Genomic DNA, 13,900 nt, shown 5'->3' on the forward strand with positions numbered 1-13,900 from the left:
CAGCCCTCACACCCGCGCGGCGGTGACGGCCGCGGAGCCCCAGGTGGTTCTCCAGCGACGTTTCACACCGTGCAGGCCGAACCAGGCGAGGACGCCAAGACTGGCGAACAACCACAGGGCCAGTTGATAGCTGCCGGTGCTTTGCTTGATCGCACCCATGCCCGCCGCGAGGGCGAAACCGCCGATGCCACCGGCCATACCGATCAAACCGGTCATCACGCCGATTTCACGACGAAAGCGTTGTGGGACCAATTGGAAAACAGCGCCGTTACCCGCACCCAGACCGAGCATGGTGCACACAAAAAGTGCCAGCGCCGCGTAGGAACTTGGCAAGTTGAAACCCACCGCCGCAATGCAGATCGCCGCCACCGTGTACATCGCCAGCAACGTGCGAATCCCGCCGAAACGGTCCGCCAGCGCACCACCCAAGGGACGCATCAGACTGCCGCCAAACACGCAGGCCGCCGTGTAGTAACCGGCGGTGACCGGGCTCAGGCCATATTGGTCGTTGAAGTAGCCGGGCAGGGCGCTGGCCAGGCCGATGAAGCCGCCGAAGGTCACGCTGTAGAAAAACATGAACCACCAGCTGTCACGGTCACCCAGGGCCTTGAAGTAGTCGGACATCGACTTGGCTTTCGGCCGTTCAGGGGCATTTTTGGCCAGCCAGGCGAAGACGATAATGGTCAGGATCAGCGGAATCAGGGCGAAGCCGAACACGTTGCTCCAGCCAAACGCTGCGGCCAGCACCGGAGCGATCAGCGCAGCGAGCACAGTGCCCGAGTTACCGGCCCCGGCGATGCCCATGGCCTTGCCTTGATGCTGCGGCGGATACCACTGCGACGCCAGCGGCAAGGCCACGGCGAAGGACGCACCGGCCATGCCGAGGAACAGGCCCAGCAACAGCGCTTGTTCATAACTGTGGATGCCCAGTTTCCAGGCGCCGAACAGGGCGCAGATGACGATCACCTGGCCGATCAGCCCGGCGGTTTTCGGCGACAGGCGATCGGCGAGCATGCCCATGATGAAGCGCAATACGGCGCCCGCCAGAATCGGCGTGGCAACCACCATGCCGCGTTGTTGGGTGGTCAGGTGCAGGTCGGCGGCAATTTGCACCGCCAATGGGCCGAGCAGGTACCAGACCATGAAACTCAGGTCGAAATAGAGGAAGGCCGCGAACAATGTCGGGGTATGGCCGGATTTCCAGAAGCTTGAATTCATCGCGCACCTCAGCTGTGAGTCGTCTCGAGAAGGAGTCATGAGCTTGCAGGTGGGGCGCCGCAACGGCCGCACCACCGGCCCCGGGCTGTGGGGCCAAAACAAAAAAACGCCGCCACCGGATTCGCCTTGGGCAAATGAGGTGAGCGACGTCTTTGTCGTAGGTGGGGCAACCGCCGTTGGTTACCTGTAGCGGTTACCTAGCGAGATCTGTGCCACATCATGAATTGTGGCGAGGCTGCGATCTTTGCTTTGTCAGCCCAGCAACTCACTCATGGCAATAATCTGCTCCGCCACCTGAATCAGCTTCTGCTGCCGGCTCATGGCCTGGCGGCGCATGAGGGTGTAGGCCTCTTCCTCGTTGCAGTCTTTCATCTTCATCAACAATCCCTTGGCCAGCTCGATGCGCTTGCGCTCGGCCAGTTGCAGGTCGCGGGCGTGCAGCTGGGCGCGCAGGGCCTGGTCGCTTTCGAAGCGCGCCATGGCCACGTCGAGAATCGGCTGCAAGCGTTGTGCGTGAATGCCTTCGACAATGTAGGCGCTGACCCCGGACTTGATCGCCTGGCGCATCACATCGGGGTCATGTTCGTCGGTAAACATCACGATCGGCCGCGGCTGGTCGCGGGATACCAGCACCACTTGCTCCATCACATCGCGGCCCGGTGACTCGGTATCGATCAGGATGACGTCCGGACGCACCGTTTCGACGCGCGCGGGCAGGTCGATGGTCAGGCCGGATTCGTCGATCACCTCGAACCCGGCTTCGGTCAGGGCCGCTTTCAGTCGGCCGACTTTCTTCGCGGTGTCGTTGATCAGCAGGATACGCAACATGTTCGCAGTCTCCTGTCAGCGGCTGGCGAGTAGGGGCGAGCTGTCGCTCATGGCGTGCAGCTTGAAGCTGCGGGCATAACCGGCAGGGTCGCAACCGTCCCAGCGTTTGCCGTCGATCAACTGGCTGCTGCGCATTTCCTCGCCCGACGAGGCAACACCGACGGCGGCCGCGGCCTCTCGATACAAGTCTAGTTGCTGGACCTGACGGGCCACCGCGAGGTAGTCCGGGTCGTCGCGCAACAAGCCCCAGCGGCGGAACTGGGTCATGAACCACATGCCATCGGACAGGTACGGCAGGTTGACCGCGCCACCGCCATGGAAGCGCAATGCGTGCGGATCTTGCCAGTGATTGCCGAGGCCGTCGTTGTATTCGCCGAGCAGGCGCGGTTCGATGCAATCGAGCGGTGCATCGAGGTAATCCGGAGCGCTTAACAGCTGCGCGGTGCTGCGGCGATTCTCGACGCTGTCTTCGATGAAACGGCTGGCTTCCAGAATGGCCATCACCAGTGCCCGGGCGGTATTGGGGTATTGCTCGACAAACGCACGGGTGCAACCGAGGACTTTTTCCGGATGGTCGGGCCAGATCGACTGGGTCGTCGCCATCGTGAAGCCGAGCTGCTGTTTCACCGCGCTGGCGGCCCAGGGCTCCCCGACGCAGAACCCGTCGATACGGCCCGCTTGCAGGTGCGCGACCATCTGCGGTGGCGGCACCACCACGTTGTCGACGTCGTGCAACGGATGAATGCCCTGGCTTGCCAGCCAGTAGTGCAGCCACATGGCGTGGGTGCCGGTCGGGAATGTCTGGGCGAAGGTGAGTTTTGGGCGAGTTTGGTGCACGTGGCGGTCCAGTGCTTCAGGACCGGTCACGCCGAGCGCCTGCAAGCCATGGGAAAGGTTGATGCTCTGGCCGTTCTGATTCAGGCCCATCAACACCGCCATGTCGGTGGCCGCGACGCCACCGATGCCCAGGTGCACGGCGTATATCAGGCCGTAAAGACTGTGGGCGGCGTCGAGTTCGCCGCTGACCAGTTTGTCTCGCAGGTTCGCCCAGGAGGACTGGCGCTTGAGGTTCAAGGTCAGTCCATAGGGCTGGGCAAAACCCTGGGTGGCGGCGACCACCACCGAGGCGCAGTCGCTCAGGGCCATGAAACCGAGGTTGATGTCGGTCTTTTCCGGGGCGTCGCTGCCGTTGACCCAGGCCAACGGGCCGGCTGATGGTTCGTTCATCGCGTCTTCACCTTGCAAAAAAAAGCGTCGTCCCGGGTCCTCGCATGAGCAAGGCCGGGTGACGACGCCATTGTCCTGGCACTCATCCCGCCGTTGGCATGAGTGCTGATACCTCAATGGGTGCAAGGCATATGCCAGCCCGGGGTTCATCAGTTTTCCATCAGGACTTGCCGCGCCATGTCTTTCATCCTGCCGACCCTTCATCGTCAGGCTGCAAAGGAGGTTGGCGTGCAAACCGAATCATTTCATGCCCCCACATTCCCAGAGGTTCGTTCCGGCGAGCGGGTGTTGCATCTGCGTGTCAGCGAGTCGACCGACCTGCTGGGTTCGGCGCAGTGCCACCGGTTGCCCGGTGGTTGGGAGGGGCTGATCGCGGTCAGCGAGGCGCTGCAAATGCGCGGTGGCTGTGTGCAGGTGCTGCCGCTGTCCGAAACACGGCTGGTGAAACTGCAGGTCTTTTTCGATCTCAGTGACACGTTGACGGAGCAACGGCCGGGCCATGCGCCGTGGGCGCTGTTGCCGGTCACGTACGAGACCGTTCGGTCGGAGCGCGCGCTGGAGCGCTGGTACATCGGGCAGGCCATGAGCGCAAGTCCGGCCTACCACGCTTTCGCCAGCGTGCTACGTCATACCGAGAGCTACGGGCTTGTGCGATTCCTGCTGGAGCAGGGCACCCGCAGTGAAAAACTGAGCGACCTGGCGCAACGCTATGGCGTTTCCGTATCGCACTTTCGTCGATTGTGCCGACAGGCGCTGGGCAGTGCGGCCAAGCCTGCATTGCGCGGCTGGCGCACGGCCCAGGCGCTGTTGAACATGAGTCTGCGGGACTGCTCGCTAACGGATGTCGCGCTGGAATTCGGCTTTGCCTCTTCTTCGCATTTCTCCAAGGAAATCCGCGAACTGGTGGGCTTCACGCCCAGCAGTCTTGCCGATATCACCTACCTTCCAGGCAAGTGAGCCGATGAACCGCCGATCGTTCTCCTTATCCCTTTTGCCCGTCTGCCTGGCCACGGTGTTGCTGCTCGCACCCTTTGCCGCACAGGCCTCTGTCTATAATTTCGAGGCCCGCGAACAAAGCGCGCGCACTTTTTTCAGCGAGCTGTCCGGCCCGCTGGGCAAGCCGGTCATCGTCAGCAAGGCCGCTGCGGCCAAGCGGATTTCCGGTACGTTCGACCTGCTCGCGCCGCAACGCACCTTTGAGCGAGTCAGCGCGCAAATGGGCCTGATCTGGTACAGCGATGGTCAGGCGATTTATCTGTATGACGCCCCGGAACTCAAAAGCGCGATGGTGTCGCTGCAAACCCTGACCGTGGCGAAGCTGCAGGCGTTCCTGGAACGCTCCGGGTTGCACGATCGCCGTTATCCGTTGCGCCACGATGGCCTGCGTACGTTCCATGTCTCCGGCCCGCCGATGTATGTCGATCTGGTCACGCAAGCGGCCGGCCTGATGGATAACCAGCGCTCGGAACTGTTGCTGGGCAAGCAGCAGATCGGCGTCATCCAGGTGCGAAACACCTTTGTGAGCGACCGCAAATACGAGTTGCGTGATGACAAGGTGACGATTCCCGGGCTGGCCACCGTGATTGAGGCCTTGCTGCGCGGCGAACGCAACGGCGTCGAGCCCGCGGTGGCGCACGTCCCGGCACAGCGACCGCAGGGCTTGATGCCGGCGTTTCCTTTGGAAGGCCTGGCGAGTTCCCCTTCGGATCAGGACCCGTCCGCGCCGCGAATCCTCGCGCGCGACACGGCTGCCGGGAACATTCGGGTCGTGGCCTATCCCGACACCAACAGCCTGTTGGTCAAGGGGTTGCCGGAGCAGGTGCGTTTTATCGAGAACCTGGTCAGTGCGCTGGACACGCCCAAACGCCACGTGGAGTTGTCGTTGTGGATCATTGATCTGCACAAGGATGAGCTCAATCAGTTGGGCGTCAATTGGCAAGGCGTCGTGAATTCGGGCGGAAAATTCAGCGCGTCGCTCAACGCCGGCTCGGCGACCACGCTCGATGGTGCGTCGTTCGTCACCCAGGTCATGGCGCTGGAGCGCACGAGCCGGGCGAATGTGGTGTCGCGACCGGTGATCCTGACCCAGGAAAATGTGCCGGCGATTTTCGACAATAACCGCACCTTTTATGCGCCGCTGGTGGGCGAGCGCAGTGTTGATCTGCAGCACGTGACCTACGGCACGCTGGTGAGCGTATTGCCGCGTTTCGCCCAGGCGGACGAGATTGAAATGTCGCTCAATATCGAAGACGGCAACGAAATCGAGAACCCGGGCCAGGGTGAGCGGCCCAGCGCTCTGCCGACAGTCGGCCGCACCCGCATCAGTACGGTGGCGAGGGTGCCGCCGGGCAAGAGCCTGCTGGTGGGCGGTTTCACCCGCGATGACCACGGCGAACAGATTGGCCGGATACCGGTGCTGGGGTCGATTCCGTGGATAGGCCGGCTGTTCAGTTATCGGCAGAGTCGCTCGGCGAATACCGTGCGGGTCTTCCTGATTCAACCCAAGGAAATTCGCGACACGCTGGAGCCGAACGCCGTTGAACCGGCTCCACAGTTGCTGACCCCGGAACAGCACGAACGTTTGCGCCGTTCCTATTTTCGGGCGGCAATAAAATGATCCTGCCAGCGATTTCCAGCGGTGGGCGCGCGGCCCAGGCGCGGCTGAATGCCGAGAAGGCCGCCGAGCATCCGCAGCCACAGGCGACGGCGGAGACTGATCTCGACGACAGCGGCACGGCTGCCGTCCTGCAGCGTTTCGTGCAGATCAGCGATGAAATGTCGGCGGCATTGGCGCAGTTTCGTGGCCGCCGGCAGTTCGAACTGAAGTCCGACACCTTGACCGACAACTTCGAAAGGGTCCTGGACGACGACACCGTGCCCAAGGTTCGGCAGATTCTCAGCCTGGCACGGCTCGGCGACAAACCCATCAGCTGGTTGCTGCAAATGGCGCGGAAGCTGTTTGCCGATGACAGCGATCTGGCGTTGGTGCTGCGAGAACTGTTGCGCCGTAAAAAACTCGAGAAAAGCACCCGTCAGCGGCTCGAAACCCTTTTGCAGACGGTGGTCGCCCAGGCGTCTCCCAAGCGCATGAACGCCGGCATCAACGCCGCGCTCAAGGCCAGGATGTTCGGCGCGAGCATGGCTGTGCGCGCCGCGCTGTTGCGCGAAACGTACCGGGATTTTCTCGAGTCCGATGAAGGGCCGGTCAGCTGTTATCAGGACTGGATTGCGCTGTACGGCCCACTGCAACGCACGAATGTACTGGCCTTCATCGAAGCGGCGCTGCTCACCGATATCAGCGCCCAGGACCCGAGTTGCTCGCGCGCAGAGTTTGGCCAACTGCTGGCCCGGCTGAATGACCTCAAGCGCCTGCGTTCAGCCGATGGTCTGTTCATCGGCGGCCTGCTGGGCGATGAACTGATCTGCCGGCACAACCCCGATGAATCCGACTGGCTGGTGTTCCTGTTCGGCCTGTTGACCTGGCCCGATGAGCTCGACCAGTTGTTGCTCGGCGTGCTCGGTGAGCGCGTGCTGCTGAGCCTGCACCGTGAGCGCTCGACGCTGCTGCAGACGGTGCGCCGGTTCAGCCTGCAGTTGCCGTTGCAACTGTTTGCCGATGAAGAGGCGCCGCTGCGCCTGGCGCGACAGTTTTCGCTGCTGGCCGACGTTGCCTACACCCACGAATGCATTGAACAGCGTCGTCTCGGCGGTTGCTCATGATTTTTTTCCGGAACTGACCTGCCATGTTCAATGTGTTTTTGCGCAACGTCAGCGCTCGCCCGGAGCTGCTGATCCTGACTCTCATGGTGATGATCATCGCCATGCTGATCATTCCGCTGCCGACGGTGCTGGTGGATTTTCTCATCGGCCTGAACATCGTCATTTCGCTGCTGGTGTTCATGGGCTCGTTCTACATCGAACGCATCCTCAGCTTCTCGACGTTCCCGGCGTTGCTGTTGCTGACCACCCTGTTTCGCCTGGCACTGTCGATCAGCACCAGCCGCTTGATCCTGAGCCAGGCCGATGCGGGCGAGATCATCGCGTCCTTCGGCGAGTTCGTGATCGGCGAAAGCCTTGTTGTGGGCTTCGTGATCTTTTCGATTGTCACCATTGTGCAGTTCATCGTGATCACCAAAGGCTCGGAGCGGGTCGCCGAAGTCGCGGCGCGCTTCTCGCTGGACGGCATGCCGGGCAAGCAAATGAGCATCGACGGCGACCTCAAGGCAGGCGCCATCACGGCCGAGGAAGCCAAGGAAAAACGCAGCGTGCTGGAGCGTGAAAGCCAGCTGTATGGCTCCTTCGACGGCGCGATGAAATTCATCAAGGGCGATGCGATCGCCGGCATCATCATTATTTTCGTCAACTTCATCGGCGGCATGGCCATCGGTGTCGGGCAAATGGGCATGGACATGTCCACGGCCCTGTCGACCTACACCTTGCTGACCATCGGCGATGGCCTGGTCGCACAGATTCCGGCGCTGCTGATCGCCATCGGCGCCGGCTTCATCGTGACCCGCGTCAACGGCGACGACAGCAACCTGGGGCGCAACATGCTGGCCCAGATGCTCGGCAATCCGTTCGTGATGGGCGTCACCGCGCTGCTGGCGGTGGGTGTCGGTCTGCTCCCCGGGTTCCCGCTGATGACGTTTCTGCCGATTGCCGCGGTGCTGGCGCTGGTGGTGTTTATCCGGCATCGAAAGGCTTCCAGGGGCACTGTTGACGGTGAGAGCCGTGTTGCAGCCACCGAGCAGGACGTGCTGCAAACCGGGTCGGGATTGCTCGATGACGTCGATAACATCGCCACAGAGACCATCGCCTTGATGTTGCTGGTGCCCACGTCGCAACTGGCTGCGCTGAACAAAGCCCGTTGGGCGGCGCGCTTTCGCAGTCAGTTTTTCGTCGACTACGGCTTGCGGATACCCGAACCGCAGTTCCGCGCGAGCGAGGCGTTGCCGGCTCATCAAGTGGCGGTGCTGATCAATGAAGTGCGTGCCGAGCAATTCGATATCCATTTCGATCACTGGCGTCTGCTCGACTATTCGCCGGACCTCGAGCCCCTGGGTTTTGCCCTGGTGCGCGGCAACGACAGCAATCGCCTGGGCGGTGTCTGGGTCAACGCCGTCGACAAGGAGCGAGTGCAACAGTTGGGCTATCAACTGCGCCCGGCAGACGAGGAATGCTACCGCTGCCTGGTCACGTTGCTGGCGCGCAATATCCAGGAGTTTTTCGGCGTGCAGGAAACCAAGCAACTGCTCGACGAAATGGAAGCGAAATATCCCGACCTGCTCAAGGAAGTCTATCGCCATGTCACGGTGCAGAAGATCGCCGAGGTCCTGCAACGCCTGATCGGTGAGCGCATTTCCGTGCGCAACATGAAGCTGATCCTGGAGTCGCTGGCCCACTGGGCGTCACGGGAAAAGGATGTGCTGGCGCTGGTCGAACACGTTCGCGGAGCGATGGCGCGCTACATCAGCAACAAATTCGCCCACGGCAATGACTTGCGCGTCCTGCTGCTATCGGCGGAATTCGAAGAGGTGGTACGCCGGGGCATCCGGCAAACCTCGGGCGGCAGCTTCATCAACCTGGAGCCGGCCGAGTCGGAAGAGCTGATGGACCGCCTGAGCGTCGGCCTGGACAGCCTGCACATCGCGCACAAGGACATGGTGCTGCTGTGTTCGGTCGATGTGCGGCGCTACATCAAGAAACTGATCGAGGGGCGTTTCCGGGAGCTGGACGTGATGTCGTTCGGCGAAATCTCCGAGACCATCTCGGTCAATGTCATCAAGACCCTCTGAGGAAACCCTGTAAATGAGACCGATCGATATTGCTGACCTGCTGCGTGAAGCACTGCGACACAGCGGCTGCTTGGACAGCCAGATAGGGCACTTCGACAGCCACAGCACCATTGAAATGCAGATGAAAAACCTGCCCGATATCAGCGTGGCCGTGGTGGAAGGCGATGTGTGGATCTGGGCCGCCGTCGCGCAGGCGACCCCCGGCGTCATGAACCATTGCGCCTTCGAATTGATGCAGTTCTTGCTGGAAGGCAATGCTTTTTCTCGCACCGGCCAACTGCACCTGTGCGAAGTCCAGGGGCAGCTCGAACTGCGCTTGATGGCCAATGACCACGCCCTGGGGGACGCCGAGCGTTTCGCGCAGGCCCTGGATGCTTTTGTGCAGTCGATTGAAACACTGTGCGAACTGTTGCGCCGATGAGCATCCGGCTGGAACGGCAGGCCGCCCATCCCTTGCGCTTGAGCGGTCCTTTGATCGAAGCGGCGCTGGACGACGTGGTGGTCGGCGAGGTCTGCGAAGTGCGTCGTCATTGGCGTTCGCCGCTCGTGGCGGCCCGGGCGCAAGTCATCGGATTCAAACCCGGCGCCGTACTGCTCAGTTTGCTCGGCGACGCCAAAGGATTGTCCAGGCAGTCGATGATTGTCCCGACGGGTTCGACATTGCGCCTGAGTTGCAGCGATGCCTTGCTGGGCAGCGTGGTCGATCCCCAGGGCAATATCGTCGAGCGACTGGCACCGTCGACAGCCTTCGAGCCGCAGGATTATCCGGTGGATGCCGACCCGCCGTCGTACCACCAGCGTCGGCCGGTAGCAGAACCGCTGAGCACCGGAGTCCGCGTTATCGATGGCTTGTTGACCTGCGGTGTCGGTCAGCGCATCGGTATTTTTGCCGCGGCCGGGTCCGGCAAAACAACCTTGATCAATATGCTGATCAGCCACACCGATGCGGACGTTTTCGTCATTGGCCTGATCGGCGAACGCGGGCGTGAAGTGACCGAGTTCATTGAACATCTGCGCCAATCCACGAAGCGATCACGTTGCGTGGTGGTGTTTGCCACATCGGATTTTTCCTCGGTGGACCGCTGCAATTCAGCGTTGCAGGCGACAGCCATCGCCGAATATTTCCGCGATCAGGGCCAGCGTGTGGTGCTGTTGCTGGACTCGTTGACCCGTTACGCCCGTGCTCGCCGCGACCTGGCCCTGGCCGCGGGTGAAGCACCGGCCCGGCGCGGCTATCCGGCGTCGGTGTTCGATGCGCTGCCACGTTTGCTGGAGCGGCCCGGCGTGACGGCTTCCGGGAGTATTACCGCCTGGTACACGGTCCTGCTCGAGAGTGACGATGAGCCGGACCCGATCGCCGAAGAGATTCGCTCCATTCTCGACGGCCACATTTACCTCAGTCGTGCCCTGGCGGCCAAAGGTCATTACCCGGCGATCGATGTCCTGCGCAGTGTCAGCCGCGTGGCGACGCAAGTCACCAGCGCGCAGGTGCAACAACTGGCGGCGTCGACCCGTGAAACCCTGACGCGCCTGGAGCAGTTGCAGATTTTCCTCGACATGGGCGAATACACCCAGGGCGCCGATGCCGCCAACGACCAGGCCTTGCAGCGTCGCGAAGCCTTGACTCACTGGCTGCGTCAGCCGACGGACGAATGTTGCGAGCCTGACGAAACCCTGCGGAGCCTCAATGAACTCATTGCCTGACCGGCGCCGCCTGTTGGTGTTCAGCCAGTTCCGTCAGCAACGCGGTGAACAGGCCGTGCTGCGCACCCAACAACAGTTGCAGCCGCTGCGGGGGGAACTCGCCGGTTTCGAGGGGCAAGAGGCCTCGCTGCAAAACCTGCTGGCCAGCCATCGCGCCACCGATTGCGTTCTGGATCATGGGCAGTTGCTGGCGTTGCTGCGAACCCAGGCGGTCATCCGGCGGCAGATTGATCTGGTACGCCTTGAGCGCGACCGCGTGGACGGGCAGTGCAGGCAGATCGAGCTGTCGTTGCAAGCGCAACGCGAGCAACTGCGTGGCCTGCAGCGTAAACACGACACATACCAACGGTCGGTGCAGCAACTGGTGCGCGCGCAACGGCTGGAGCAGGTGCGCCGGGAAGAAAGGGAGACAGAAGAGATGACTGGAGTAAAGCGATGAAGGGGGTTTCTACGGTTTCACCGGGACCGGCGCCAACGCTGGAACCTGCTACCGAGGGTTCTGCAGATGAACTGCGCGACACACTTGTACCGGCGCAAGAAGATGAGCTGCCGCAAGGTGTGCAGGATTTGCTTGCAACGCTGATTGTGCGTCATCGGCCTGTCATGGAGGCTGGCCGCAAAGGGGCCGGGCATTCGTTGATCTCCGCCCAGGGGGTCCCGGAGCTGATGTCTCATCCGCAACCGGTCCGGTTCTCCGGCCAGCCAGTCCAACCTTCGTTGAAACAACGAATGGAGGTTGTTGCCCCGGCCTTCGACAGGGTGGCCATGCCTGCGCAAGGGATTCCAGGGCGCATTGACGTGAACCCACATTCGTCGAGTACGGCTGAATCGCTGCCGGTCGAGCGGACAGCCACCGCCAGTACCCCGGCAACACTCGCCGCCGACGCGCCACCGCCCGAAGCACTGATGAACTTTCACACCGTGCGGCATGCACCTGCGGCCGCAGCGGTTTCCATCCCCTTGCCCCCGATGCCTATGCCCAAGCCAGCCCTCGACATAATGATCGAAACGCTGCCCGGTTCCAGCCGTGGCCTGCTGCAGGTGCCCTTCAACAAAGGCGCCGCCAGCGGGCAAGTGACGATTTCCCGATTGCCCGACGAGCCCACTCAGAACTTGCTGCTCAGCCCGAGCAACACCCTGGTCTTCGAACAACTCAAGGCACCTTTTGAACTGGCTCGGGATCCCGGCTGGCGGTTGACCGACGACGGTGGCGAGCAGCAGCACCAAGGCTCCCATCACTCGCCGGATGAAGAGCAGACGGAGCAGCAGGAATTTCCAGCATGAGAGCGCTGACGTTGCGCCGGGTCGACGCAACGGCGCACGCCCGTACGCAAGCAGTTCAACGCTGGTGCGATGCCGGTCATGGTGCCGGCGTCGGCAGACCGGACCGATTGCCCGGCTACTTGCGGTTTTGCGCTCGCAGCAAGGAAGGGGACTGGCATGGCCTGATCCTGGCCCGCGACTGGCTGGATCAAGCATTACCGCAGTTGCGCTCATTGCTGATCGTCGAGTGCCCGCCGGCGAGCATCGTCGAGTTGTTCCGGGCTGTGCCGCGACCGCTGCCCATGGTGGACGAGCTGTCTTATCAAGCGTTGGTCGATCTCGAACTGATCGACGCCCCGGCCGAACTGCCGGCGCACGATTTGCTTTGGCTCGACACGGCTCATGGGCGCGTGTGGTTGACGCAGTTGCCACCGACACAGGCGTCCCGTCGCTCGCCTGGACCGTGGTCATGGCTGGCTGATTTGCCGCTTCGCCTGCAACTGCTGCTGGGCTTCAGCCACCTGCGTCCAGTGCGGCTGGGGCAGGGCGACGTCCTGCGCATCACCCACCGGACAGACCAATGCCTGTTGGCCGATCAACGCATCGGTGTGTTCACGTTCACTGAAGAGGGATTACACATGCAATCGACGGTTGCCGATTCAAATCAACAGACGGATGGCCCAGCCGATGCGGACATCGAACTGGGTGCTTTGCCGGTGCGCCTGGAATTCCTGCTCGCCGCTCATGAGATCGACCTGGGGACGTTGTCACAGATCATCGATGGCCAGCTCATTCCGCTGGCGGCCGATGCCGCCCGGCACATCGAGGTTCGCGCCAATGGCAAGCGCGTGGCCCGTGGGGAACTGGTGCAGCTGGACGATCAGTTGGGTGTGGAGTTGCTCGAAGTCTATCGGAACGACTTATCGGAACAGCGGCGATGAATGATGTCTCGCTGATTGCGCTGCTGGCGTTCGCTTCACTGCTGCCGTTCCTGGTGGCCGCCGGTACCTGTTACATCAAGTTTTCCATCGTGTTTGTCATCGTGCGCAACGCGCTGGGATTGCAGCAGGTGCCGTCGAACATGGCCCTCAACGCGATCGCCTTGATGCTGGCGATTTTCGTGATGACGCCGGTCATGAAGCAGGGTTACGGCTACTACAAGGAAGAAGCGGTGGCCTTCACCGACATCGAGTCGGTGGTGAACTTTGCCGAGAACGGACTGGGTGGCTACAAGGATTACCTGCGCAAATACACTGACCCCGAACTGGCCCTGTTCTTCGAGCGTGCACAAGCGGTCCAGAGTAGTGATGCCGAGGTGGAGCTGCCCGCTGATGAACAACTCACACCTTCACTGTTTTCGCTGTTGCCGGCCTATGCGCTGAGTGAAATCAAAAGCGCATTCAAGATCGGTTTTTATCTCTATCTGCCGTTTGTGATCGTCGATCTGGTGATCTCCAGCATCCTCCTGGCGCTGGGCATGATGATGATGAGTCCGGTGATCATTTCGGTGCCGATCAAACTGGTGTTGTTTGTCGCGCTGGATGGCTGGGCGTTGCTGTCGACCGGTCTGGTCAAGCAATACCTGACGTTGCTGACATAGGGGAATAGACATGAACGATCTGGTCTATGCCGGCAATAAAACCCTGTACCTGATTCTGTTGATGGTGGCCTGGCCGATCATTGTCGCCACGGTGGTCGGCCTGGTGGTGGGGTTGATTCAGACCGTGACCCAGTTGCAGGAGCAGACACTGCCGTTCGGATTCAAGTTGATGGCGGTGGCGGCGTGCCTGTTTCTGCTCTCGGGTTGGTATGGCGAAACCCTGCTCGATTTCAGCCGTGAAGTCATCCGTCTGGCATTGGGTTAG

14 protein-coding genes are annotated in these 13,900 nt (G+C 61.7%); 11 read left to right on the forward strand and 3 right to left on the reverse strand.

Going from position 1 to position 13,900, the window contains the following annotated elements; genetic code table 11:
* Positions 1 to 6: 6 nt before the first annotated feature.
* The 3 genes from ACM6I5_RS06325 to ACM6I5_RS06335 form a co-directional block, all read right to left on the reverse strand.
* Entirely contained in the window at positions 7 to 1,218 is a 1,212-nt protein-coding gene (locus tag ACM6I5_RS06325; protein ID WP_214381833.1) for a nitrate/nitrite transporter, read from the reverse strand.
* A gap of 252 nt (positions 1,219 to 1,470) precedes the next feature.
* Positions 1,471 to 2,046 carry an ANTAR domain-containing response regulator gene (locus ACM6I5_RS06330; protein WP_017337471.1) on the reverse strand — a complete coding sequence of 192 codons (576 nt, stop codon included), beginning with the start codon at positions 2,044 to 2,046 and terminating at the stop codon, positions 1,471 to 1,473.
* 15 nt (positions 2,047 to 2,061) lie between these two features.
* Complete coding sequence (locus tag ACM6I5_RS06335; RefSeq protein ID WP_017337472.1) at positions 2,062 to 3,273, reverse strand: CmpA/NrtA family ABC transporter substrate-binding protein; 1,212 nt, start codon at positions 3,271 to 3,273, stop codon at positions 2,062 to 2,064.
* Positions 3,274 to 3,450: 177 nt separating this feature from the next.
* Between ACM6I5_RS06335 and ACM6I5_RS06340 the strand changes: the two genes are divergently transcribed.
* From ACM6I5_RS06340 to ACM6I5_RS06390, 11 genes are read left to right on the forward strand one after another with little or no spacing between them, the layout of a single operon-like run.
* Entirely contained in the window at positions 3,451 to 4,230 is a 780-nt protein-coding gene (locus ACM6I5_RS06340; protein WP_017337473.1) for a helix-turn-helix domain-containing protein, read from the forward strand.
* 4 nt (positions 4,231 to 4,234) lie between these two features.
* Positions 4,235 to 5,890 (forward strand): type III secretion system outer membrane ring subunit SctC, encoded by a 1,656-nt coding sequence (sctC, locus tag ACM6I5_RS06345; RefSeq protein WP_414883418.1) that lies wholly within the window; start codon positions 4,235 to 4,237, stop codon positions 5,888 to 5,890.
* A complete protein-coding gene (sctW, locus tag ACM6I5_RS06350) occupies positions 5,887 to 6,993 on the forward strand; it encodes a type III secretion system gatekeeper subunit SctW (protein ID WP_414883419.1) in 1,107 nt (368 codons plus the stop codon). The genes sctC and sctW overlap by 4 nt, the downstream gene beginning before the upstream one ends.
* A gap of 23 nt (positions 6,994 to 7,016) precedes the next feature.
* On the forward strand, positions 7,017 to 9,068 hold the full coding sequence (locus ACM6I5_RS06355; RefSeq protein ID WP_017337476.1) for an EscV/YscV/HrcV family type III secretion system export apparatus protein: 2,052 nt from the start codon (positions 7,017 to 7,019) through the stop codon (positions 9,066 to 9,068).
* Between the two features lie 13 nt (positions 9,069 to 9,081).
* Complete coding sequence (locus tag ACM6I5_RS06360; protein WP_414883420.1) at positions 9,082 to 9,489, forward strand: Invasion protein B family; 408 nt, start codon at positions 9,082 to 9,084, stop codon at positions 9,487 to 9,489.
* Positions 9,486 to 10,772, forward strand: a complete 1,287-nt coding sequence (gene sctN / locus ACM6I5_RS06365) for a type III secretion system ATPase SctN (RefSeq protein WP_414878612.1) — start codon at positions 9,486 to 9,488, stop codon at positions 10,770 to 10,772. Before ACM6I5_RS06360 ends, sctN begins: the two co-directional genes overlap by 4 nt.
* Positions 10,756 to 11,211 carry a type III secretion protein gene (locus ACM6I5_RS06370; RefSeq protein ID WP_017337479.1) on the forward strand — a complete coding sequence of 152 codons (456 nt, stop codon included), beginning with the start codon at positions 10,756 to 10,758 and terminating at the stop codon, positions 11,209 to 11,211. The genes sctN and ACM6I5_RS06370 overlap by 17 nt, the downstream gene beginning before the upstream one ends.
* Positions 11,208 to 12,056 (forward strand): hypothetical protein, encoded by an 849-nt coding sequence (locus ACM6I5_RS06375; RefSeq protein WP_017337480.1) that lies wholly within the window; start codon positions 11,208 to 11,210, stop codon positions 12,054 to 12,056. The genes ACM6I5_RS06370 and ACM6I5_RS06375 overlap by 4 nt, the downstream gene beginning before the upstream one ends.
* Complete coding sequence (locus ACM6I5_RS06380; protein ID WP_414883421.1) at positions 12,053 to 12,976, forward strand: FliM/FliN family flagellar motor switch protein; 924 nt, start codon at positions 12,053 to 12,055, stop codon at positions 12,974 to 12,976. The genes ACM6I5_RS06375 and ACM6I5_RS06380 overlap by 4 nt, the downstream gene beginning before the upstream one ends.
* Positions 12,973 to 13,635 (forward strand): EscR/YscR/HrcR family type III secretion system export apparatus protein, encoded by a 663-nt coding sequence (locus ACM6I5_RS06385; protein ID WP_017337482.1) that lies wholly within the window; start codon positions 12,973 to 12,975, stop codon positions 13,633 to 13,635. The genes ACM6I5_RS06380 and ACM6I5_RS06385 overlap by 4 nt, the downstream gene beginning before the upstream one ends.
* Before the next feature lie 10 nt (positions 13,636 to 13,645).
* Entirely contained in the window at positions 13,646 to 13,900 is a 255-nt protein-coding gene (locus ACM6I5_RS06390) for an EscS/YscS/HrcS family type III secretion system export apparatus protein (RefSeq protein WP_017337483.1), read from the forward strand.

The organism is Pseudomonas sp. IT-P171 (assembly GCF_949767765.1).
GTDB lineage: Bacteria > Pseudomonadota > Gammaproteobacteria > Pseudomonadales > Pseudomonadaceae > Aquipseudomonas > Aquipseudomonas fluorescens_B.